General features: G+C 39.9%; 22 protein-coding genes. 9 read left to right on the top strand and 13 right to left on the bottom strand.

Going from position 1 to position 24497, the window contains the following annotated elements; genetic code table 11:
- Positions 1-4 precede the first annotated feature (4 nt).
- The 6 genes from BLQ18_RS06820 (at position 5) to BLQ18_RS06845 (ending at position 6675) form a co-directional block, all read left to right on the top strand.
- Positions 5-1624, top strand: a complete 1620-nt coding sequence (locus BLQ18_RS06820) for a pyruvate dehydrogenase complex dihydrolipoamide acetyltransferase (RefSeq protein WP_090293707.1) — start codon at positions 5-7, stop codon at positions 1622-1624.
- 111 nt (positions 1625-1735) lie between these two features.
- A complete protein-coding gene (locus BLQ18_RS06825; protein ID WP_090293708.1) occupies positions 1736-2728 on the top strand; it encodes a M28 family metallopeptidase in 993 nt (330 codons plus the stop codon).
- A 40-nt stretch (positions 2729-2768) separates the two neighbouring features.
- Positions 2769-3446 carry an SDR family NAD(P)-dependent oxidoreductase gene (locus BLQ18_RS06830; protein WP_090293709.1) on the top strand — a complete coding sequence of 226 codons (678 nt, stop codon included), beginning with the start codon at positions 2769-2771 and terminating at the stop codon, positions 3444-3446.
- A 56-nt stretch (positions 3447-3502) separates the two neighbouring features.
- A complete protein-coding gene (locus BLQ18_RS06835) occupies positions 3503-4111 on the top strand; it encodes a SprT-like domain-containing protein (protein ID WP_090293710.1) in 609 nt (202 codons plus the stop codon).
- A 26-nt stretch (positions 4112-4137) separates the two neighbouring features.
- Positions 4138-5217 (top strand): mannose-1-phosphate guanylyltransferase, encoded by a 1080-nt coding sequence (locus BLQ18_RS06840; protein ID WP_090293711.1) that lies wholly within the window; start codon positions 4138-4140, stop codon positions 5215-5217.
- A gap of 3 nt (positions 5218-5220) precedes the next feature.
- A complete protein-coding gene (locus BLQ18_RS06845; protein WP_090293712.1) occupies positions 5221-6675 on the top strand; it encodes a DUF389 domain-containing protein in 1455 nt (484 codons plus the stop codon).
- An 18-nt stretch (positions 6676-6693) separates the two neighbouring features.
- Here BLQ18_RS06845 and BLQ18_RS06850 read toward each other — a convergent pair whose 3' ends face one another.
- Positions 6694-7461, bottom strand: coding sequence for an ABC transporter ATP-binding protein (locus tag BLQ18_RS06850; protein WP_090293713.1), 768 nt, complete (start codon positions 7459-7461; stop codon positions 6694-6696).
- Positions 7461-8198 carry an MlaE family ABC transporter permease gene (locus tag BLQ18_RS06855; protein ID WP_090293714.1) on the bottom strand — a complete coding sequence of 246 codons (738 nt, stop codon included), beginning with the start codon at positions 8196-8198 and terminating at the stop codon, positions 7461-7463. Before BLQ18_RS06855 ends, BLQ18_RS06850 begins: the two co-directional genes overlap by 1 nt.
- A gap of 117 nt (positions 8199-8315) precedes the next feature.
- Here BLQ18_RS06855 and pafA point away from each other — a divergent pair, with 117 nt between their 5' ends.
- The gene (gene pafA, locus BLQ18_RS06860) at positions 8316-9989 is read left to right on the top strand and encodes an alkaline phosphatase PafA (RefSeq protein ID WP_090293715.1); all 1674 of its coding nucleotides are present in this window, start codon (positions 8316-8318) and stop codon (positions 9987-9989) included.
- 1 nt (position 9990) lies between these two features.
- Here pafA and BLQ18_RS06865 read toward each other — a convergent pair whose 3' ends face one another.
- The 5 genes from BLQ18_RS06865 to gcvP all read right to left on the bottom strand — a co-directional run bounded on the left by BLQ18_RS06865 (position 9991) and on the right by gcvP (position 17331).
- The gene (locus BLQ18_RS06865; RefSeq protein ID WP_090293716.1) at positions 9991-11565 is read right to left on the bottom strand and encodes a MopE-related protein; all 1575 of its coding nucleotides are present in this window, start codon (positions 11563-11565) and stop codon (positions 9991-9993) included.
- Positions 11566-11750: 185 nt separating this feature from the next.
- Complete coding sequence (locus BLQ18_RS06870) at positions 11751-12593, bottom strand: glycosyltransferase family 2 protein (protein ID WP_090293717.1); 843 nt, start codon at positions 12591-12593, stop codon at positions 11751-11753.
- Positions 12594-12623: 30 nt separating this feature from the next.
- Complete coding sequence (locus BLQ18_RS06875) at positions 12624-13145, bottom strand: class I SAM-dependent methyltransferase (RefSeq protein ID WP_090293718.1); 522 nt, start codon at positions 13143-13145, stop codon at positions 12624-12626.
- Between the two features lie 102 nt (positions 13146-13247).
- Complete coding sequence (locus BLQ18_RS06880) at positions 13248-14306, bottom strand: 3-oxoacyl-ACP synthase III family protein (RefSeq protein WP_090293719.1); 1059 nt, start codon at positions 14304-14306, stop codon at positions 13248-13250.
- Between the two features lie 172 nt (positions 14307-14478).
- Entirely contained in the window at positions 14479-17331 is a 2853-nt protein-coding gene (gene gcvP / locus BLQ18_RS06885; protein WP_090297382.1) for an aminomethyl-transferring glycine dehydrogenase, read from the bottom strand.
- 125 nt (positions 17332-17456) lie between these two features.
- On the opposite strand from gcvP, the gene BLQ18_RS06890 reads away from it, so the two are divergent.
- Positions 17457-18281, top strand: coding sequence for a UbiA prenyltransferase family protein (locus tag BLQ18_RS06890; protein ID WP_090293720.1), 825 nt, complete (start codon positions 17457-17459; stop codon positions 18279-18281).
- Here the strand turns inward: BLQ18_RS06890 and BLQ18_RS06895 are convergent.
- From BLQ18_RS06895 to BLQ18_RS06920, 6 genes are all read right to left on the bottom strand, one after another.
- Positions 18278-18508 carry a hypothetical protein gene (locus BLQ18_RS06895; RefSeq protein ID WP_090293721.1) on the bottom strand — a complete coding sequence of 77 codons (231 nt, stop codon included), beginning with the start codon at positions 18506-18508 and terminating at the stop codon, positions 18278-18280. The two genes, BLQ18_RS06890 and BLQ18_RS06895, sit on opposite strands and share 4 nt — an antisense overlap.
- Before the next feature lie 2 nt (positions 18509-18510).
- Entirely contained in the window at positions 18511-19065 is a 555-nt protein-coding gene (locus BLQ18_RS06900) for a sigma-70 family RNA polymerase sigma factor (protein WP_090293722.1), read from the bottom strand.
- 111 nt (positions 19066-19176) lie between these two features.
- Positions 19177-21207, bottom strand: a complete 2031-nt coding sequence (locus tag BLQ18_RS06905) for a M3 family metallopeptidase (RefSeq protein ID WP_090293723.1) — start codon at positions 21205-21207, stop codon at positions 19177-19179.
- Positions 21204-21605: a hypothetical protein gene (locus tag BLQ18_RS06910; RefSeq protein ID WP_090293724.1), complete on the bottom strand. Its 402-nt coding sequence runs from the start codon at positions 21603-21605 to the stop codon at positions 21204-21206. The genes BLQ18_RS06905 and BLQ18_RS06910 overlap by 4 nt, the downstream gene beginning before the upstream one ends.
- Positions 21606-21619: 14 nt before the next feature.
- On the bottom strand, positions 21620-22111 hold the full coding sequence (gene purE / locus BLQ18_RS06915; protein WP_090293725.1) for a 5-(carboxyamino)imidazole ribonucleotide mutase: 492 nt from the start codon (positions 22109-22111) through the stop codon (positions 21620-21622).
- Positions 22112-22115: 4 nt separating this feature from the next.
- Complete coding sequence (locus BLQ18_RS06920) at positions 22116-23270, bottom strand: 5-(carboxyamino)imidazole ribonucleotide synthase (protein WP_090293726.1); 1155 nt, start codon at positions 23268-23270, stop codon at positions 22116-22118.
- A 117-nt stretch (positions 23271-23387) separates the two neighbouring features.
- Between BLQ18_RS06920 and BLQ18_RS06925 the strand changes: the two genes are divergently transcribed.
- Complete coding sequence (locus BLQ18_RS06925) at positions 23388-24494, top strand: adenylate kinase (RefSeq protein ID WP_090297386.1); 1107 nt, start codon at positions 23388-23390, stop codon at positions 24492-24494.
- The last annotated feature ends 3 nt before the right edge of the window (positions 24495-24497 follow it).

Genomic DNA, 24497 nt, shown 5'->3' on the forward strand with positions numbered 1-24497 from the left:
GTAGATGGCAGAAGTAATCACCATGCCTAGATTGAGCGATACCATGGAAGAAGGTACCGTGGCAAAATGGCTCAAACAAGTAGGGGACAAAGTTGAAGAAGGAGATATATTGGCCGAAATCGAAACTGATAAGGCTACCATGGAATTTGAATCTTTCCATCAAGGTACATTGCTCCATATTGGAATTCAAGAAGGAGAAGGTGCGCCTGTAGATTCACTTTTGGCCATTATCGGCGACGAAGGAGAAGATTTTTCTGCACTTTTGAACGGAGCGAGTGCTACTCCAGCCAAAGAGGAAGTAGCTGAAACCAAACCAGCGGAAGCTGCCGCACCAGCAAGTGCTCCAGTATCTATTCCAGAAGGTGTGGAAGTAGTTTCCATGCCAAGGTTGAGCGATACCATGGAAGAAGGTACCGTTGCCAGCTGGTTGAAAAAGGTAGGTGATACTGTAGAAGAAGGCGATATTTTGGCTGAAATCGAGACTGATAAAGCCACAATGGAATTTGAGTCTTTCTACTCAGGAACCTTATTGTATATCGGAATTCAAGAAGGAGAAGGTGCTCCTGTTGATTCTTTATTGGCCATTATAGGTCCTGCAGGAACCGATGTGGATGCCGTTTTAAGTGCTCAGTCAGGAGGAGGTGCAACAAGTGCCCCAGCTGCTGAACCAACTAAAACAGAAGCGCCTGCAGCCGAAACAAGCACAGCCGCTCCTGTGGCTTCAGCCTCATCCGATGGACAACGTATATTGGCTTCTCCATTGGCTAAAAAGATAGCCAGTGAAAAAGGCATCAACTTGGCCGATGTAAAAGGAACAGGTGATCACGGTAGAATTGTAAAGAAGGATGTTGAAAGCTATCAACCTTCACAAACTGCTGCCCCTGCTCCTGAAAAAGCAGTTGAATCAGCGCCAGTAGCACCAATTGCTTTACCAGTAGGAGAAGAAAGCATAGAGGAAGTGAAAAACTCAACCATGCGTAAGGTAATTGCCAAGCGTTTGGGTGAATCCAAATTCTCTGCACCACATTACTACCTTACTATCGAGGTAGATATGGAAAATGCAAAAGCTTCAAGATCACAAATCAACAATTTACCAGATACTAAAGTATCGTTCAACGATATGGTATTGAAAGCTTGTGCGATGGCCCTTAAAAAGCATCCACAGGTAAATACTTCATGGAATGGTGATACTACGGTATATAAACATCACGTGCATATGGGTGTTGCTGTGGCTGTAGATGAGGGTCTTGTAGTACCTGTAATCAAATTTGCTGACCAAATGACCCTATCTCAATTGGGTGCATCTGTGAAAGATTTGGCTGGTAGAGCTCGTAATAAGAAAATTAAGCCCGATGAAATGGAAGGAAGTACCTTCACTGTTTCAAACTTGGGAATGTTCGGAATTTTGGAATTTACATCCATTATTAACCAACCGAACTCTGCTATTTTATCTGTAGGAGCCATTGTTGAAAAACCAGTGGTTAAAAACGGGGAGATTGTAGTGGGAAGTACTATGAAAATCACCTTGGCTTGTGATCACAGAACCGTAGATGGAGCAACAGGTGCCCAGTTCTTGCAAACGTTGAGAGCTTACTTGGAGAATCCAGTGACCATGTTGGCATAGTACTAATTGTCCCTTGAGCGTAGTCGAAAGGGATGGTAGGTAACACATAATATTAAAGCATCCCTTTTGGGATGCTTTTTTTATCTTTAAAAAATTCAAAATCAAAAAACGATGAAAATATTTCTATATGTTTTAAGTGCATTGTTGTTTGCAACCTGCTCCAGTACACAAACGGGTTCTACAGCAGCAGTTGTTCCGTCTCCTCCTACAGTAAAGTCAAATGTTTCAAAAGATGATTTTTCCAATGCGGATCGTATTGGTCAAATTATGAACTATTTGGCTTCGGATGAATTAAAAGGCCGCGATTCAGGAAGTGAAGGAATCGAAAAAGCAGCACAGTATATAGAAAATCATTTTAAAGCCTATGGTGTAACACCATATTTTGAAAGTTATAGGGATACCCTTTCCAATTTTAAAAAGCCATCTTACAATGTTGTGGGTGTGGTTGAGGGAAATGACCCTACATTAAAGAATGAGTTTATTGTAATAGGTGCGCATTACGACCATATCGGAATTGTTGAAATGGAAAATGGAGATGCGATAGCCAATGGTGCTAACGATAATGCATCGGGAACGACTTCTGTTTTGGAGTTTGCCAGATATTTTGGAACAAACAAAACCAATAAACGCACTTTGATTTTCGCATTGTTCAGTGCGGAAGAAAAAGGGCTTCTTGGCGCCAAGCATTTAGCTAAGAAATTGAAGGAAGCAGACCTTAACCTTTACACTATGCTCAATTTTGAAATGACAGGTGTACCAATGCAGGACAAAGATTATTTCATGTACATCACAGGATATGAAATGTCCAATTTGGCGGCCGTAGGTAATACTTATGCAAAGGAGAATTTAATAGGGTTTTTGCCTACGGCACAACGAATGAATTTGTATCAGCGTTCAGATAATTATGCGTTCCATCAAGAATTTGGTGTTCCATCGCATACATTTTGCACCTTCGATTTTACCAATTTTGACCATTACCATAAAGTTGGGGACGAACCAGAAATCATGGATTTTGCACATATGGCGCAATTGGTAAATAAAACAATCCCTGTTTTGGAAGGGATAGCAAATGCGCCTGCACAGGAAGTTCAATTAACTAAATAACATAAAATGTCACCTCGAGCGGAGTCGAGAGGTCAAGTTCATGGCAAACATTATCATAACAGGAACAAGTAGAGGAATTGGATTGGAATTGGTCAAGCTTTTTGCTCAAGAGGGGCATCAAGTGTTGGCTCTTTCACGAAATACAAAACCTGTGGAAAGTTTGGGGTTTTCCAATGTGCATACTTTTTCTTTTGATCTGGGAAATCCATCTCATTTTAAAAAAGTAGAGGAGTTTATCGAACAATGGCATGTGGTGGATGTGCTCATCAACAATGCAGGTAGTTTGGTTAACAAACCTTTTATGGAAACTTCGGCTGAAGAATTTGAATCTGTTTACAAAGTAAATGTGTTTGGTGTGGCCGAAATGACCAAAGCCGTTTTACCTCAAATGGGTAAAAAAGGACATGTGGTCACCATAAGTTCTATGGGCGGCGTACAAGGCAGTATGAAATTTGCAGGACTTTCCGCCTATAGTTCCAGTAAAGGGGCGGTGATTACATTGACAGAACTTTGGGCTGAAGAATTTAAAGAGTCAGGACCAAGTTTTAATGTTTTGGCCTTGGGAGCCGTTCAAACCGAAATGTTGGAAGAGGCTTTCCCTGGATATCAAGCTCCAGTTACTGCCATAGAAATGGCAACCTATATCAAGGAATTTGCTTTGACTGGACACAAAATGTACAATGGTAAATTGTTGCAAGTAAGTAATAGTACACCCTGATTAATTTATTGATTCCTTAAAATGATGTTTCTACCTTAACACTTAACTTTGTTCTAGTGGAAACCACCCTTCAAAAATACCTTCCAGAACGAGCTGTGATGCCTTGCTTTGAATTGATCAAGACGCATGGGGTGCATCTTAAAATTGTAAACCATCGGGTAACGCGTCATGGAGACTATCGAAGATTGCCTAATGGTCTGCACATGATTACGGTAAATGCGTCCCTCAACAAATACCGATTTCTAATTACACTCGTCCACGAAATTGCGCATTTGGTGGCCTTTGAAACCTATGGTCGTCGAATAAAACCCCATGGAACAGAATGGAAACGTACCTTTCAACATTTAATGGTTCCATTTATCAGACCAGAAGTTTTTCCAAACCAATTATTGCCTATTATTGCGAACCATTTTAAGAACCCAAAGGCTAGTAGCAGTACAGATGCAAGATTGTCGATAGCACTAAAGGCTTTTGATACCGAAGAAAGAAATCAGAGCTATGTGTTCGAGCTTCCCTATGGCAGTGTATTTCGTTTGTACAATGGTAAATTGTACCGAAGGGGAAATAAAAAAGTAAAACGTTACGAGTGTGTAGAATTGGCTACGGGCAGATTATATTTGTTCCAGCCAAATGCCGAGGTGGAGTTAGTGCAGGAAACCAATTGACCACCTTTTAATTTGAAAACATAAAAATGAACAAAAATTATTACGCCATTTTAATGGCAGGTGGAGTAGGATCCAGATTTTGGCCAGTAAGTACATCATCCAACCCAAAACAGTTTCACGATATGTTGGGGAGTGGAAAAACCTTGATTCAAAAAACATTCGATCGGTTGAACAAGTTTATTCCAACAGAAAACATCTTGATCCTGACCAATGAGCGATACAACGATTTGGTTTTGGAGCAGTTACCAAAGGTAAAGCCCGAACAAGTGGTGTTGGAACCAGCCATGCGAAATACGGCCCCCTGTATTTTATATGCTTCTTTAAAGATTCAAAAAATGAATCCAAATGCGGTGATGATCGTAGCACCAAGTGATCATTGGATCGAGGATGAGGATGCCTTTGAAAAAGATGTAATTGCATGTTTTGATAAATGCGAAAATGAAAATGCCCTCTGTACTTTAGGAATCCAGCCAACGTTTCCAAACACAGGCTTTGGATATATCGAATTTGAAAAGGGAAGTGACGAAAATTTAAAAAAGGTGTCTCAGTTCAGAGAAAAACCTGATTATGAAACCGCAAAGGAGTTTTTGGCACAAGGTAATTTCCTATGGAATGCTGGAATTTTTATGTGGAGTGTAGCAACCATAGTAGAGGCATTTAAAAATTACCAACCGAGCCAATATGATTTGTTCGGTGGAGGAATGTCTTGCTATAATACGCCCGAGGAAAAAGCCTTTATTCAAGAAAATTATGCCAAGGCAGATAACATATCCATTGATTATGCTATCTTGGAGCAATCCAAATCTATTTACACCTTGCCTGCAACCTTCGATTGGAACGATCTTGGGACTTGGGGTGCGCTGTATGATAAATTGGATAAAGATGCCAACGAAAATGCAGTTGTAAACGCTCAGGTATTGTTGGAAAATGCCAAGGGAAATATGATCAGGTCTCCCAAAGGAAAGGTTGTGGTGGTTGACGGATTGGAAGACTATGTCATTGTAGATAAAGAAGAGGTGTTGTTGATCTATCCCAAGGATAAGCAACAAGATATTAAAAAAGTATTGGGGCAGGTTAAAGATAAATTTGGCGACCAGTTCGCGTAATATATGAGCGAAGAACAAATCAAAGATGGTATTCCACCTAAAAAGGATAGTGGGGATGAGGTAAAAAAGGACTTTAAAGGTCTTTTGGGTAGTGTTCGTATGTTTCTTTCGGAACTTTTGGAAATACGTTCCAATACGGATGCCGCGGCCACCAAAGACTCCATTATTGCAGATATTCCCTTTAAAGGGCATACCTCTTGGATTTTGGTATGTTCTATTTTTATCGCTTCCATTGGTTTAAATGCCAACTCTACAGCTGTAGTAATTGGTGCCATGTTAATTTCTCCCTTAATGGGTCCAATTTTGGGGATGGGGCTTTCTTTGGCCATCAACGATATCGATACTTTACGCAGATCGCTCAAAAACTTCACCGTAATGGTAGTTTTGAGTGTGATTACCGCCTTTTTGTTCTTTTATTTATTTCCGCTTCGTGATGAATCATCTGAGCTTCTGGCACGTACCAAACCTGATATTCGCGATGTGCTTATTGCATTTTTTGGTGGTTTGGCATTGGTAATTGCCAGGGCCAAAAAAGGCACCATTGCCAGTGTTATTTTCGGTGTGGCCATCGCCACTGCGTTGATGCCGCCTTTGTGTACTGTTGGTTTTGGATTGGCCATTGGCAAGCCGTGGTATGCAGCAGGTGCTATGTACCTGTTCATCATCAACACCATATTTATTGGTTTGGCTACCTTTTTGGTCATCAAATTTTTACGATTCCCGATGGTGCGTTACGCCAATTCGCAAAGACGTAGGCTTATTGCAAGATTGGCGTCGATAACTGGAATTTTGGTGATGATTCCTGCGGGTTTTACCTTTTATCAAGTCTTTCAAGAGTCGTTGTTTAAAAAACAGGCCCAAGAATTTTTAAGGGAAACCGTTGAAGTGTACCAGTTTGATGGAGCAGGAAGATATGTGGACAACCTTACCAAATTGGAATACTCGGATGATGAGGCTTCAGTAATTGAAGTGGTTTTCATGGGAGATGAATTGGTTCCTGACAATGTGATAAACACTTGGCGTTCGCAAAAAGAACAGTATTCCCGTTTGAAGGATGTGGAACTTCATGTTATTCAAGGTGGCAAGGATGATTCTGAAGAAAAGTTCAACTATGTGAGTGAACTTTATGAGAAGAACAAGGCCGAACTCATGAACAAAGACGAACAAATCAAATTGTTGGAGGCTGAAGTTGCTAAACTCCAGTTTAGTGTTGGAAAACAGATTCCGTTCAGTGAAATCAGTAGAGAGGCCAAAGCGAACTATGAGAACATCTCCGAATTGGGGTTTTCTTATCTCATTAAAACCGATTTTAAAAAGCTGGATACGGTTCCTGTTTTTGAGATTAAATGGAACGATGGGGTTCGTAATAATCAAAAAGAGACAGATTCCAAAAAGATGTTGGCTTGGTTGAAGTTAAGACTGCAAGATTCTACTTTGGTGGTAAAAGAGGTGGAATAAGTATTTTTAGATGTCGGATTAATTCCGTTCCTCCAAATACATCTGTCTTACTTTTTTGAAAAGCTCCGAAGAATACACAAAATCGGTTACAGCTTGGTTGTCTGTTTTAAAGATTTCCTTGTTGGTGCCTTCCCATTCTTTGTAACCATTTTTCAAAAAGAGAATCTTTTCCCCGATTTCCATTACCGAGTTCATATCGTGAGTGTTGATAATGGTGGTTATATCATACTCCGTGGTAATTTCATGAATCAGATTATCGATTAGAATGGCCGTTTTGGGATCTAGACCAGAGTTCGGTTCGTCACAAAACAAATATTTCGGATTCATCACAATGGCCCTTGCAATGGCCACCCTTTTTTGCATACCTCCAGAAATCTCGGAAGGGTATTTTTTATGGGCATCAATCAAATTAACGCGCTTCAGAACAAAATCCACACGATCCTGTTTTTCTGATCGGGATTGATTGGTGAACATATCCAAAGGAAACATCACATTGCCTTCCACGGTCATGGAATCGAACAAAGCGCTTCCTTGAAACACCATACCCATTTCTTGACGAAGGTTTCTACGGTCTTTAGTCGATAATTCAGAATAGAATCGACCGTTGTAGCAAATGTTGCCTTCGTCGGGTTCAAAAAGACCCAATAAACATTTAAGAAACACTGTTTTTCCCGAACCACTCTGACCAATGATCAAATTGGTTTTACCCTTCTCAAAAGAAGTGGAAATCCCTTTTAAAACGTGGTGTTCTCCAAACGATTTATGTATGTTGTCTACTTCAATCATTAGCCCAAAAGCAATTGCGTTAATATATAGTTTGTGATAATGATCACCACACTGGTCCAAACAAACGAAGTGGTACTTGCTTTACCAACTTCCAAAGCACCGCCTTTCATATAAAAACCATGGTAAGAAGGCACGGTTGCTATAATAAAGGCAAAAACAACAGATTTTATTAAGGCGTAGGTAACATGAAATGCGTCGAAATCCATTTGTAACCCTTTAATAAACTCACCACTGGGTGCAAATCCACCAAAAACAGCAGCCACCCATCCGCCTGTGATTCCAACAAACATGGAAACAGCTACTGCAAAAGGATACATCATTACAGCAATAATTTTTGGAAATACCAAGTAGTTCAAAGAGTTCACTCCCATAACTTCCAAGGCATCAATTTGCTCCGTTACCCGCATGGTACCAATGCTCGAAGTGATATACGACCCTACTTTACCTGCCATAATAATTGAGGTGAACGTTGGTGCGAATTCCAAAATCACCGATTGTCGTGCAGCAAATCCAATAAGGCTTTTTGGTAGCAAAGGGTTGGTTAAGTTCAATGCGGTTTGGATGGTTACAACACCACCAATAAAAAAGGAAATAAAGATTATGATACCCATAGCGCCAAAAACCAAGTCGTCGACTTCCTTCAAAATCAAGGATTTCATGATGCGCCATTTGGTAGGCTTTTTAAATACTTCCCAGATCATGATGAAGTATTTCCCAATCGCTTCTAGGTATTTCATTCGCTTTATGGACTTGAGGTGATAAAAATAAGAATATTGTGGAGCATTTAACCTTGATTTAAAATTTTAAACAGGATAATTGAATAGTTTTGTGGTCATTTTGAATAAATCCAGATTATGAATAGGACCAACCTTGTTTTATCTTTTTTAGTATTGTGCAGCATCAATTTTTCTTACGGACAGCGTAGAAAAAAGAATGTAGATGAAGTTCAGCCAGTAGAATCCATAGCCCAAAATCCAAAATTGGTAGTGGGTATTGTGGTTGATCAGATGCGATACGATTATTTGACCCGTTTTTGGAATCAATATGGGGAAGGTGGTTTTAAACGAATGGTAAATGAGGGATTTAATGCCAAAAACAACCATTTTAATTACGCTCCAACAAGCACGGGTCCTGGGCACACTTCGGTATACACGGGAACTACCCCAGCGATGCACGGAATCATTGGAAACGATTGGTACGATAAAACAATAGGTGCAGAGGTGTACTGCGCTGGAGATGATAGTTACAAATCTGTGGGAACTACTTCCAAAGCTGGACAAATGTCTCCACATCGAATGTTGACCTCTACAGTAACAGATCAATTACGTTTACACACCCAACAAAGAGGAAAAGTAATTGGAATTGCTTTAAAAGATAGAGGAGCTATCCTTCCAGCTGGTCATTCTGCCAATGCGGCCTATTGGTTTGAAGGAAAAAAGGATGGAAACTGGATTACAAGTTCTTATTACATGGATGCCTTGCCGCAATGGGTGGTTGATTTTAATGCTTCGGATGCGGTTGAGGTCTATAAAAAGCCTTGGAATACCTTGAGGCCAATAGAAACGTATGTTGAAAGTGGCACCGATGCCAATAACTATGAAGGTTTACAAAAGGGAGAAACAACAAATGCATTTCCGCATGACCTTCCTGCGATTTGGGAGCAAAATGATCAATTTGATTTGATAAGAAGAAGTCCTTTTGGAAATAGCATCACCACCGATTTTGCTTTGGCTGCTTTGGAAGGAGAAGGATTGGGGCAAGATAATATTACCGATTTCTTGGCAGTAAGTTTTTCCAGTACCGATTATGTGGGACACTTTTTCGGTGTGAATTCCAAAGAAATTGAAGATACTTACATCCGATTGGATCAAGATTTAGCTCGTTTGTTTTCCACTTTGGATGAAAAAGTAGGAGAAGGAGAGTACACTGTATTTTTAACAGCCGATCATGCTGCCATCGATGTGCCAACCTATTTAATAGATCAAAAGATTCCTGCAGGCTATTTGGATATGGATGGGATGAAAAGCAAATTCAATGAGTTTCTTCAATATAAATATGGCACCACCGATGTGGTAAAGGATATTTCCAATTACCAAGTGTTTTTAGACCATAAAATATTATCCAATTTGGATATCGATTTAGAAGATGCGCAAGAGGATATTGCCAAGGAATTTTTGTCTTATGATGGCATTAGTAAGGTATATACCGCGCATCAAATGTGGGAAAACGAGTATACGGAAGGTATTCCGTACATTTTACAGAACGGCTATAACCAAAAACGTTCTGGCGATGTACTTTTAGTGACCAACACTGGATATATTTCATACGGAACTACTGGTTCTACCCACGGCTCACCTTTTATTTATGATACCCATGCGCCTTTGTTGTTCTTTGGAAAGGGAATAAAACATGGTAGTACGGTGAATAGAACTGAAATTCCTGATATTGCCCCTACCATTTCGGCTCTTTTGGGTATTGCATTTCCTAATGGGGCAACAGGTAAGCCTATTGGGGAGGTGTTAGAGTAGTTTACTTTATTAAAATCTTTTTTGAGACTGCCTTTCCAGCTGTCAAATCGTGGTACACCATAATATATTGACCGCTGGATAAATGCGCCAAGTGCATTTTTTTTTGATTGGCCACTTTATAAATGAGTTTTCCACTGGTATCAAAAAACTCTACATAGAAGTTTAAGGCTTTGGCATTGATGATTAATAAAAGTTCGTCAGTTGGATTTGGATAAAAAATAAGTTCGCCTGTAGGCTCAACTGGATTTGGAGGTTCAATTGTAGATGTACCCAATTCACCATCACAGTTTTCGTCAATTAAATTGTCCAAGATTTCATCCGCATTTGGATTGATGTTTGGGTCTGTATCGTCACAATCATTTTCTTGGGCAAATCCATCTTGGTCCAAATCGTCATCTAAGGTTTCTGGGGCGCAATCATCGTCAATACCATTATAGGGTATTTCTTCCTGATTGGGATTGATGTTTGGATTAGAGTCGTCACAATCATTTTCTTGGGTAAATCCATCTTGGTCCAAATCATCATCCAAGGTTTCGGGATTGCAGTCATCGTCAATGCCGTTATAGGGAATCTCTGTTTGACTTGGTCCTATATTCGGGTTGTTGTCATCACAGTCTACATTTGAATTGTCACCATCTTGATCAACATCATCAAGGACCTCTTCAGATAAATAAAATAGTGTTAGATATTCAAAAATGGCATCTGCCAAATCAATGGAAAAATCGGTTCTTAGTACTTCATCAAACCGAATATCACTGTTCACCTCAATTTGGAGTCCGTCTATAGAACTGTTATTATCCCGTCTAGAACTATGGGTGAAAATGGTAAATCCACCTGTAAAATAGTCCTCGTTTGCCAGTGGGTAATGATCATCTGGACTTGGTACGGTTGGATAACCCCTATTTTGAATCAAAGCACCCAAGCTAAACGGACCTGTTAACATTTGCGCATGGGTTTGCTGCAAGGGATTATCCAGAATCAATGTTTTAATGCCACTACCATCTACTAGATCAAAAGAATTGAGTACTTCTGATGGTAAGGCCAATTCTTCCTTTGTGAGGGTATATCCAAGTTCTATTCTTTCTACATCATGACTGTGGCCATGGAAATCGAAAAGGATACCTCTCCCATAATCTTGTTCGATTTCCGATTTCGCTGCGATGATAAAATCTTGGTAATTCTGCCATGCAATTTTCACAGTTGCATTTCCATCTGCAGCCTCGTCAATGGGTCTGTTGGCATCAAACTTTACTCTAGCAAGTAGATTGATAATAACATGGGGGTAGTGTCCTGTTTGTTCAAAATAGGCATCGATAAGTGTTCTTGCCATTTCTTGGGTGTGCGAATCACTCCCATATTTACATCCGTTGCAAGACCTATCGGGAATATTGTCTGGTTCTAAATACCCATTGTGTGGGACAGTGATGATTACAGGGTGGTCTCCCTGAATATATTCAACGAAACCTGTATTGTCGAAATAACTTTCGCCAGGCACTTGAGCATTGAGTATTTGGGTGAACACAAAAGAAAGTGCCGCCCACAATAATGGTTTTTTGATGATGAGAAAAGGTTTCATTCGTATGTATGCTATTGCAACCCCTCATCTGGCATTGGGAATTATAATATTCAAATAAAGTTAGCCTAAGGAAATTCTAAATCCTTAGTGAATTGATGAATGCCCAATATCAATTGACAAACACAAAGTATTTGTTGAAATTGTAGGAATATGAAACCTCTAAAGTAGGAGAAGTGTTGATTGGGTTATAGTTTGGAAAAAATGCCCTTCCAGCGATAGTTTCGGATAAAAGCGCCTTCTTTTTTAGTGACATATTTCGGTTGGTTTTGAAAGAAGGCTTTAAGAAAACCAATGATCACTTGAGAATAAAGCAAAGGGTTTTTTGCCTGCCAAGCCATTTTAAGAGATGCAATTTTAGTAAGAACCAAACCATACCTCATTTTATATAGGGCTTCTCCTTTTGCTTGAAAATTTTTGGAACTATAACCATGTCCCGTTGGCCGAAGGTGCTTTACATGAAGCTCTGGAACGGTTTTCGTTTCAAAATCGTGGTAATTCGCCAAAAGGGTATCCACAGTATCCCAACCAACCCCAGGTCGTAAACCTTCAATTTGATCAAAACAAGCTTTGTGGTATAGTTTTATGGGACCACGAATATGTTTTTTGTCTGCAATGTTTTCATAAATCCATTGCCCATTTTTTTCAATAAATAATAGCCCAGAACACATGCCCAATTTCCAGTTTGATTGAAATTGATTAACCATCATTTCAAAATAATTGGAGGGAAGGATAATATCAGCATCAAATTTTCCAATAAGATCAAATTCTGAAGCATGTTCCAAACCAAAATTAAAAGTGTCCACTACTTTTTTACCTGGAATATGAGTGTCAGCGGATTGCCGTTGCACAACTTTTATCCATGGATGGTTATCTGCAAATTCCTGAGCAATTGCAAAGGTTTCATCTGTTGAATTGTCATCCACCACAATAAGTTCGTTGGGTAAGTATGTTTGAGCAACAAAGGAATCCAAGCAATCTTTTAAAAAGTTTGCTTCGTTATGCGCAGGAATGACAATGCTGATTCGCATGGACTTTGATTTCAAAAGTAAATTACAATTTTACGCTCGTTCCGCGTAAACAATATAGTAGCGATTGGTGAAGTAGCGGAGTAGGGGTCGGAATCCAATCTTTTTTGTTGGATTGGTCCATTTGGCGGTGTCCTTTATTTTCCATCCAGCTTTTTCAAGAAGCCAGTCAAATTGCCAATCTTCAAACTCGTGATAATGTCGGTCCCAAGGGTCAGTTTTACTTCGATAGGCTGCTGCAAACCACAATCGCATGGGAATGCTGGCCACTAATTTTTTGGCCTTGATTTCCTTTAAAACATTATATGGAGCTACCAAATGCTCAAATATTTCAAATGCGGTCACAACATCGGCATTGGATTGCGAAACACTTTTAAACTCTACATCCAGATCTTCACCTTTGGTGTTCTCAACTTTATACCCGTTGGATTTCATGATTTTAGAAAAGGGGTTTTCCACACCTAGATCTAAAATGGAATCTGAAGTTGAAATGTGCTTGCTTAAAAACTCTAAAGTGTGTTTGTAGCGCTTATTCGGAAAGTTGTTTTCGTACATGGGTTAAAATTCCAAAAAACAAACCACAATTCCCAAATTACTTTTTGGTTTTAGTGGTAAGTTTGAGGAGCTTTGAATTTGAACTTGACCCTTGAACTTGTTTTAATAACGATAAACCACCGCATTAATGTTCATACCTGCACCTACGCTAGCAAACATGATCACATCGCCTTTCTCTAATTTATGTTCAGGAAGTTCACCTTTCTCAACCAAATTTAAAAGAGTTGGTACGGTAGCAACCGAGCTATTTCCCAGTTTGTGAATACTCATGGGCATAATGTGGTCAGGTACTTTTTTGCCATAAATTTTATAAAAACGTTTGATGATGGCTTCATCCATTTTTTCATTGGCTTGGTGAATGAATATCTTTTTTACATCATCAATATTCACTCCACTTTCATCCAAACATTCCGCCATTGCTTTTGGCACATTAATGCAAGCAAACTCGTAAATTTTACGGCCTTGCATTTTTATGTACCGAGTGTTGGTACAACCTTTTGAACTGTTGGTTTTATCGAAATAAAGATAATAGGCCTCATCATTGGCATAAGTGGCCGAAGCGTGTGCTAAGATCTCTCCAGATGATGGGTTTGCTTCCAAAATGGTAGCACCAGCTCCATCGGAAAAAATCATACTGTCACGATCATGACGATCAATCACTCGTGAAAGGGTTTCCCCGCCGATGACCAAACACTTTTTGGCCAAGCCACTTTGAATAAATGCTTTGGCTTGAATAACTCCTTCAATCCAACCTGGACAACCAAAAATAAGATCGTATGCCACACATTTTGGATTTTTAATACGCAATAAATGCTTTACCCGAGAGGCAAGACTGGGCAAAGTGTCACCCTGTATTTTTCCTGGGGTTAAGTCTCCAAAATTATGTGCGAAGATGATGTAATCTAGTTCTTCTTTATCAATACCAGCATTGGAGATGGCCTCTTCTGCGGCCAAAAACCCTATGTCTGAGGTTTTAAGTTCTGGCTTGGCATATCTACGTGAAGCAATTCCCGTGATTGCCTGAAATTTTTCAATAATAACGGTGTTTTCTTGCTCAAAGCTTGAGCCGTCAACTCCCAAAAATTCGTGGTTTAAAAAATCATCATTATCAGTAACAACTGAAGGAATATAACTGCCAGTTCCAGTGATGCCAATTTTCATGTTTAGGAGGAATTTTTATGTTATTCAACAAGATACAACAATCAAAAATCAAGTATTATGCATGCATAATAAATGTTACAATGTTCAACAACAACTTTGTTGTTTTTAAAGCATAAAAAAGCCCTGCACAAATGGATTGGTCAGGGCTTTTTATCAGTGTTTATAGTGGTTTTTAGGCCTCAATATAATCTTCGATTGGCGCACAGGTACAGATCAAATTACGATCCCCAAATGCTTCATCGGTTCTGCGAATACTTGGCCAAAATTTATTTTCTGCAACATAAGGCAATGGATAGGCTGCTTTTTCTCTACTGTATGGCATATCCCAATCGTCACTCGTAAGCATGCCCAAGGTGTGCGGAGCATTTTTAAGTACGTTATTAGGCTCGTCTGCAGAAGCTTCGTCAATTTCAGTTCTAATTGAAATCAGAGCATCGCAGAATCGATCCAATTCTGCTTGACTTTCACTCTCTGTAGGCTCGATCATCAACGTTCCTGCCACTGGGAAGGAAACCGTTGGTGCGTGGAATCCGTAATCGATCAATCGCTTTGCAATGTCGGTTACCTCAATACCGTTGGCTTTGAAAGGCCTACAGTCGATGATCATTTCGTGGGCTGCACGACCTCGTTCACCTGTATATAACACATCGAATTTACCTTTTAATCGGTCTTTGATGTAGTTGGCGTTCAAAATAGCAGCTTTGGTTGCGTTGGTCAAACCTTCAGCTCCCAACATTTTAATGTATCCGTATGAAATCAAACATACCAAAGAGCTTCCCCAAGGTGCGGCAGAAATAGCTGTAATAGCTTCTTCGCCCCCAGTAGGCACAACAGGATTGGATGGTAGGAAAGGTTTCAATTGTTCGGCCACACAAATGGGTCCAACACCTGGTCCGCCTCCTCCGTGAGGAATGGCAAAAGTTTTGTGCAAATTCAAGTGACAAACGTCTGCGCCGATGGTTGCAGGGTTGGTTAATCCAACCTGTGCATTCATATTGGCACCGTCCATGTACACTTGACCTCCATTGTCGTGGATCAATTTGGTGATTTGTTTGATGGATGATTCAAAAACGCCGTGGGTAGATGGATAAGTTACCATCAATGCAGAAAGGTTCTCTGCATGTTTGATTACTTTATCTTCCAAATCCACCATGTCAATGTTTCCGTTCTCATCGGTTTTGGTCACCACCACTTTCATTCCTGCCATAACAGCTGAAGCAGGGTTCGTCCCATGTGCAGAAGCTGGAATTATACAGATGTCTCTGTGTCCCTCACCACGGGATTCATGGTAAGCACGAATCACCATAAGTCCTGCGTATTCTCCTTGAGCCCCAGAGTTGGGTTGCAATGAGGTTGCAGCAAATCCTGTAATCACATTCAATTGCTCTTCCAAAGATTTTAAAACTTCTTGGTAACCTTCTGCTTGTTCCAAAGGAACAAAGGGGTGAATATTGCCCCAATGTGGCCAGCTCAAAGGCAACATTTCTGAAGCGGCATTCAATTTCATGGTGCAACTACCCAATGAAATCATGGATTGGTTCAATGCCAAATCCTTACGCTCCAATTTTTTGATGTAGCGCATCAATTCGGTTTCCGAATGGTACGAACTGAAAACTTCGTGCTCCAAATAAGGTGCAGTACGTTGCAGTGAAGTTGGGATTACTTCTTCAACTCCACCTTCAAATGAAATATCATCTGTGTTATCTTGGGAAACGATAAAACAAGAAAGCAATAGTTTTAAATCTTCTTCTGAAGTGGCTTCATTCAAAGAAATGGAAACCGTTTCGTCATCAATATAGTTTAGGTTGATTTCCCTGCTCTCGCAAACTTCTTTTAGCTTGTCGATGTTACCAACTTTTACGCTGATGGTATCGAAAAAGGCAGAATTTACCTGTTTCAATCCAATGGATTCCAATCCTTTTGCCAATAACTTGGCAGAGGTGTGAACTTTATTGGCGATAAATTTCAATCCTTCAGGACCATGGTAAACGGCATACATTCCAGCCATAACAGCCAATAAAACCTGAGCTGTACAGATGTTGGAAGTAGCTTTGTCTCTTTTAATGTGCTGCTCTCTGGTTTGAAGCGCCATTCGAAGTGCGCGATAGCCGTCAGTGTCCTTGGTCACTCCGATGATCCTGCCAGGGATATTTCTTTTATATTCTTCTTTGGTAGCAAAAAAGGCAGCGTGAGGTCCACCATAACCTAATGGGATTCCGAAACGTTGGGTAGTTCCTACTACAGCATCAACGCCCCATTCACCTGGAGGGGTAAGCATCACCAAACTCAAAATATCTGCCGCAACAGCTACTTTGATTTCATTGGCCTTTGCATTTTTCACAAAGGAAGCATAGTCATTAACCTGCCCGTGTTTTCCTGGGTATTGCAACATGGCACCGTAGAAATCTTCAGAGAATTCAAAAGTCTCGTGGTTGCCAACAACCAATTCAATACCTAAAGGTATTGCGCGAGTATGCAATAGACTTAAGGTTTGTGGCAATATCTCTTCAGAAACAAAAAATTTGCACACATTTTCTTTTTTCTGTGGACGGCTACGCAATTCAAACAACATAGTCATGGCTTCTGCTGCGGCGGTACTTTCGTCCAAAAGGGAAGCATTGGCAATTTCCATTCCCGTAAGATCACTTACCATGGTCTGGAAATTCAACAGGGCCTCCAATCTACCTTGTGCAATTTCTGCTTGGTAGGGGGTATAGGCGGTGTACCATCCTGGGTTTTCCAAAATGTTTCGTTGGATCACAGAAGGAGTCAACGACTCGTGGTACCCTAACCCGATATAGGTTTTAAAGATTTTATTTTTTTGGGCCAAACCTTGAAGGTGTTTCAAGAATTCGTGTTCAGGAATTCCAGCAGGAAGGTCCAAAGGTTTTTTTAGTTTGATATCGTCTGGAATGGTCTCATAAATGAGTTGGTCCAAATTCTCAACCCCAATGGTTTGCAACATATGGGGCATGTCTTTTTCAGTGATGCCAATGTGTCTGGCGGCAAAAAGCTCTGTGTTCATGTTCAATCCAATAAAGTGCACAAAATTAGGGATTAATTCGATGAAAATGGGCAATTTTGGACTACAGAGATCCAAAGTTGTTAACCAGCAATTAACCTTTGTTGTTTCAGGAAAGAATTTCTCTCATGCGAACCCTAAAAGCTTTTTTTGATTTTTATCTGGATGCCAGTATTCATGTGGCATTTTCGGTATTGGCCATGGCAGGGGTGACTTTCCATTTATTGGGATCTTTCTCCGATTTAAACCTATTGGGTTTTATCTTTTTTAGCGTGATTGTTTGCTATAATTTCATCAAGTATGGAGTTGAAGCCTATAAATACATTATTGTATCGAATGCTTATCACAAAGTGATACAGATTTTTAGTTTTATTTCCTTTGTTTTTGCCCTCTATTTTTTGATACAATTGAAACAAGAAATTTGGATAGCGACATTTATTCTGGGCATTTTATCTGCACTTTATGCGGTGCCTTTATTGCCAAGAGCTAAAAACCTAAGGAATTTAGCAGGTTTAAAAGTATATATCGTGGCTTTTGTTTGGGCAGGATTCACAGTGCTTCTGCCAGTGATTGATACCGAATCACCTTTAAATTGGGACTTTTGGGTGTCTTTTTTACAGCGATTTTTACTGGTTCTGGTATTGATTATCCCTTTTGAGATTCGGGATATGCAGTGGGATGATAAGGGATTGAGAACTTTACCTCAAGTTTTGGGAGTGCCCAATACCCAGAAATTGGGCGTGGGTTTAACCGTGTTATTTTTTCTTTTGACCTTTTTGAAAGATGAGGTTCATCTTTTGGAAGTAGAATTTCGATTGGTGCTTTGTGTGGCTTTAATATGGGTACTATTGGCTAAAAGGAAATTATATACAAAGTATTTTGTGCCATTTTGGGTGGAAGCTATTCCAATATTTTGGTTTTGTTTGTTTTGGGGAGTAGAAAATTATTTCTAAAGATTTTTTTCTAAATCCTTTTTCATTTTTTCCTTTTCTTCTTTGGTAAGAACGGTAAGTCCTGCACGGTCACAAAGAGAACTGAGCTCCGTATTTTTTTTGGAGTATTTCTTGCAGGTTTTACAATACAAAAGATGTAGGCGGAGTTTAAAGATTTCCCACCAGCCTGCTTCTTTGTATTGTGATTTATCGCAGATGCCTGATGCCTCTTCACATGTAATCTTCATTTCTAAAACCAATTTTCATTTAAACAACCCATTAAAGCCGTTCTGGCCCTATGGATCATTACCCAAAGGTTGGACGGATTTATTCCCAGTTCATTACAAACATCTTCAGTGCTCATATCTTGAATGGTCTTCATTTTAAAGACCAAGGCTTGCTTTTCAGGTAATTTGGACATGCAATCTTGAATGGCCATACCCAATTCCTCGTTTTCCATCACATTATCACCATCCTTGCTAAAAGGGTCTGCCACTTGTTGTTCCAACCAATCGCCTTCGGCATCCGTATCCGAGCTGTAGCTCATACGAACTTCTGCTTTTCCTTTTTTGGAATTGATTTTTCGGTAGTGGTCAATCACTTTTCGTTTTAAAATCGACACCAACCAAGTACGTTCCGCAGCATCGCCTTTAAAATTTTTGGAAGAATTAAGGCCAGCCATGAATGTTTCCTGAACCAAATCTTTGGCAATTTCAGCATCGCTTACTCTTCCAACAGCATAGTTGAAAAGATAATCAGCATGTTGGTCTACCCAATTTTCAGGATGTAGTTGGTGTTTGGCCATTTTCAATCAGTGATTCTCAAATGTAATTTTTTTAAGGGAATTGGTGTTTTCCTCCTAAAAAAGGTGTTAGACGTGCCTAGATTTTAATACTTACACAAGATTCAAACTTTTTTATTCATTGACTTCCAAAAGACCTGCCCGTTCCAGCAAAGCGTCAATATTTGGTTCGGAACCTCTAAATCTTTTATACAATTCCATGGGGTTTTCAGTTCCTCCTTTTGAAAGTACATTATCCTTGAACTTATTGGCAATTTCCCTACTAAAAATGCCATTTTCCTTAAAGTAAGAGAATGCGTCTGCATCTAAAACCTCTGCCCATTTGTAGCTGTAATAACCTGATGAATATCCACCTTGGAAAATGTGTGAGAAAGCCGTGCTCATGCAAGTTTCAGGGGTTTCAGGGAACAAATTGGTATTTGCAAAAGCTTCTACTTCGTATGCTTTAACATCTTTAATATTTGTTGGGTCGGTTCCGTGCCAAGCCATATCCAGAAATCCGAAACTCAACTGTCTAACCGTTGCCATACCCTCTTGAAAATTGGATGATTCTTTAATTTTTTCAACCAATTCCATCGGGATTAATTCACCTGTTTCGTAGTGGAAGGCAAAAAGTTCCAAAGCCTCTTTTTCGTAACACCAATTTTCCAAAACTTGACTTGGCAGTTCCACAAAATCCCAATATACCGATGTTCCTGAAAGGCTAGGGTAGGTGGTATTGGCCAACATGCCATGCAAAGCATGTCCGAACTCATGAAAAAGTGTTGTTACTTCGTTAAAGGTCAATAAAGAGGGTTTTTTGCTGGTGCTACGGGTAAAGTTGCAAACATTGGAAATATGTGGTCTGCTGTTAACACCGTTTAAGGTGTATTGTGATTTGAAAGAGGTCATCCAAGCACCTCCACGTTTGCCTGGTCTTGGGTGAAAATCGGCATAGAACAACGAGATGAAGTTGTCTTGCTCATCATACACCTCAAAAGTTTTTACTTCTTCATGGTATTTATCAATGGTTTGAACTTCTTTGAATTTTAGCCCAAACAATTTTTCAGAAACTTGAAAAACCCCATTGATCACATTTTCCAGTTTGAAATAGGGCTTCAATTTTTCATCGTCCAAATTGAAGAGTTTCTGTTTCAATTTTTCAGAATAAAAAGCACTGTCCCATTTTTCCAAACGGTCAATGCTATCCAATTCCTTGGCAAATTCCTCCAAGGTTGCATATTCCTTTTCAGCTGCTGGTTTGGCTTTGGTCAAAAGTTCGTTTAAGAATTCCAGCACCTTTTCTGGAGTTTCTGCCATGCGTTCTTCCAATACAAAGTGTGCATGAGTTGGGTAGCCCAATAAATTGGCTCGTTCGTATCGTAAATTGACAATTTTGAGGATGTTTTCCTGATTATCGAATTGGTTGTTGTGAAATCCTTTGCTCCCAAATGCCAATGCAAGTTCTTTGCGCAATTCCCTGTTTTCGGCATATTTCATAAAGGGAATGTAGCTGGGATAATCCAAAGTGATCAACCAACCTTCTTTACCTTTTGATTCTGCCAAATGAGCTGCGGCTTCTTTTTCACCTTCGGGAAGCCCTTTAAGATCCTCTTCGTTGGTCAACAAAAGTTCGTAGGCATTGGTTTCTGCCAATACGTTTTCGCCAAAGGTCAATTTTAGTTTTGATAATTCAGCGTCGATTTCACGAAGTCGTTTTTTGTCGGCTTCATTCAAATTGGCTCCATTTCTACTGAAACTCTTATATTTTTTGTCCAAAAGAGTTGCTTGTTCTGGAGTTAGTTCAAGGGAATCTCTATTCTCGTAGACTGTTTTTATACGTTGAAACAATGCCTCATTTAGGGTAATATCGTTTCCAAACTCTGAAAGCAATGGGGAGACCTCCTGCGCTATTTTTTGAATTTCTTCATTGGTTTCCGCTGAATTCAGATTAAAAAACACACTGGAGATTCGATCCAATTGTTGTCCAGCAAAATCCAATGCAACCACAGTGTTCTCAAATGTTGGATGCTCAGGATTAGAAGTAATGTCATCTATCTCCTGTTTTGCATCTTCGATAGCTTGAAGAAAAGCAGGTTTAAAATGCTCGTTTTTTATTTTGGAAAATGGAGCTTGGTTAAAAGGCTCCAATAATGGGTTGTTCATATAGACTTATTAAGTTCTTTATTTTTTAAACGGATAACGGCAACATCAGAAACCAAATAGGCAAAGCCTATAATGGAGGCCAAGGCTGCCATCGTCAACGGGGCGTAAATCCTCACATTGGTACCGTACGTTTTTTTGTTCATGGCTTTGATGGCTTCTTCGGAGTATTCGTTCATGTCCACAAAACCATTGCCATTTAGGTCAAATTTGCTAGCATAATCGGAAATAAACTGCCAATGAATTTCAATATAAATCAATAAAGCGGCATACAGTGTAAATACCAAAATACCGCTGCGCCAAATACTTCTTAAATAGGGGGTGACCACTTTTTTTAGAGTAAATCCGAAAAAAGCGATGGCACAAATTCCGATTAAGATGCCAATCTGATTATAACTCATGGCAACCTTGGGTTTTAAAAGGTTTTTTTGACTTCTTCTGCCCCTTTGATCACTTTTTCTTTGAGGCCCTCTTTGTAAGCTTCAATTTTTTCAAGAATTTCTGAGTTGGCACTTCCGATAATCTGTGCTGCCAAGATACCTGCGTTTTTTGCACCGTTCAATGCAACGGTGGCAACTGGAACACCTCCAGGCATCTGTAAAATAGAAAGAACCGAATCCCAACCATCAATGGAGTTGCTGCTTTTCACAGGCACTCCGATAACTGGAAGCGGAGACATGGAGGCCACCATACCTGGTAAATGAGCTGCCCCACCAGCACCTGCAATTATTACGGCATAACCATTTTTGTGGGCGTTTTTACTAAAATCGAACAGTTTTTCGGGAGTACGGTGTGCAGAAACAATATCCACATCCACGGGAATCGAAAAACCTTTAAGTATATCAATGGCATCTTGCATAACGGGAAGATCACTTGTGCTTCCCATGATTACGGCTACTTTGCTCATAGTATTATTTGCTTACAACGTTAATGGTTTCTTTTACTTTTTGTGCCATGGCACGGGCTTTCACCATATCTTCATCTACAATGGTTACGTGGCCCATTTTACGGAAAGGACGCGTTTGTCTCTTGCCATAAATATGAGGGGTAACCCCATCCATACCCAAAATTTCTTCCATATTTTCATAGACCACATTACCTGTGTGTCCTTCGGCACCAACCAAATTTACCATTATTCCAGCCACTTTACTCTCCGTTTTACCTAAAGGTAAGCCCAATATGGCTCTAATATGTTGTTCAAATTGATTGGTATAACTGGCTTCTATACTGTAATGACCACTGTTGTGAGGTCTTGGAGCAACTTCGTTCACCAAAATCTGATCGTCTTGGGTTTGGAACATTTCCACGGCCAATAACCCAATTTGTTTCATTTCTTCCGAAACTTTCAGGGCAACTTCTTGTGCTTTTTTGGCTACTTTTTCATCAATTCGGGCTGGGCAGATTACATATTCCACTTGATTGGCTTCAGGGTGAAACTCCATTTCAACCACAGGGTAGGTAACCACTTCTCCTTTGGTGTTTCTGGCTACGATTACCGCCAATTCGTTTTTAAAATCGACCAATTTTTCGGCAATGCACTCTACATTGGGAAGATTTTCAAGGTCTTCCATTTTGCGCACCACTTTTACACCTTGACCATCGTACCCGAATTGGGCACTTTTCCAAACAAAAGGAAAATCCAATCCTCCATTGTGAATGCTATCCTCAATTTCCGAGGTGTAGGCAAACCGTGTAAATGGTGAAGTTGGAATTCCGTGGTCGGTATAAAATAATTTTTGGGTGGCCTTATTCTGAATAGTGCGTAATGTTTTTGTTGGTGGATACACTTTTATTCCTTCGTGTTCCAACTTTTCAAGGGCATCCAAGTTTACGTTTTCAATTTCAATAGTGAGCACATCCACATCTTTTCCGAAGTTGTAAACGGCATCAAAATCCATCAAGCTGCCCTCTACAAATTCATTGCAAGCTATCTTGCACGGAGCTTCTGGTGAAGCGTCCATCACCTTGGTGTAAATATCCCATTTTCGGGTTTCATAGAGCATCATTTTGCCCAGTTGACCACCACCTAAAATACCTAATTTAAAGTCTGAAGAAAAAAATTGCATTGCTCTGCTAATTGGAATGATTGCAAAAATACATGAATTCCATGAAGCTATAAAAGAACACTGGGTTTAACACCCTTAAAAATGCTATCTTTGCCAACCGACCATAACTGGAACACATTGATAAAGCTTCACGACAAAACTTTTAAACCCTATTTAAAGGAAGAGCAGATTCTTGCTGCCATAGATAAAATGGCTCAAGAAATTGCAAAGGATTATAAGGATGAGGTGCCTCTTTTTGTAGGAGTGCTCAATGGGGCTTTTATGTTTGTGTCCGATTTTTTAAAGGCCTACCAACATCCCTGTGAGGTGTCTTTTGTGCGTTTGAGTTCGTATCAAGGGCTTACTTCCACTGGGATTGTGGAAACCTTATTGGATGTATCGGAAGAATTGGAAGGGAAAAGCGTGATCATTTTGGAAGATGTAGTGGATACTGGTCGCACTTTAAAGCAACTCGTTCATTTGTTTTCCAATACCAATGCGAAGGAATTTAAAATCGGTGCCCTTTTTTATAAATCCGAAATATACAATGGCGAATATGCCATTGATTATGTAGGCTTGGAAATCCCAGACGATTTTATCGTTGGGTATGGTCTGGATTATAACGAACAAGGCAGAAATCTAAGAGAAGTATACCAATTAAATAAAGCTGATATGATCAACCTAGTGCTTTTTGGCAAGCCCGGGGCAGGAAAAGGTACCCAGGCAGGGTTTTTAAAAGAAAAGTATGACCTAAAACACATTTCAACAGGAGATGTGTTCCGTTACAACATTAAGAATGGAACCGACTTGGGGAAATTGGCAAAGTCGTACATTGATAAAGGAGATTTGGTGCCCGATGAAGTAACCATTGATATGTTGAAGGCCGAGGTTGAGAAAAATCCCGATGCAGCAGGTTTTATTTTTGATGGTTTTCCAAGAACTGAAGCACAGGCTGAGGCATTGGACAATTTCTTGGAATCTAAGGACATGAAAGTTAACGCAACAATTGCACTTGAAGCCGAAGACGATATTTTGGTGGCTCGTTTGTTGGAACGCGGCAAAAGCAGTGGTCGTTCCGATGATCAAGACGAAAGCAAGATCCGCAACCGTTTTGATGAGTACAATGAAAAAACAGCACCCCTAAAGGCCTACTACGACAAACAAGGCAAATTTCATTCGGTGAATGGAATCGGGGAGATTGATGAAATTACCAAGCGTTTGAGTGAGGTGATCGATTCACTTTAATCA

Origin of the sequence: Flagellimonas zhangzhouensis, from assembly GCF_900102925.1 — a bacterium.
Classification (GTDB): domain Bacteria; phylum Bacteroidota; class Bacteroidia; order Flavobacteriales; family Flavobacteriaceae; genus Flagellimonas; species Flagellimonas zhangzhouensis.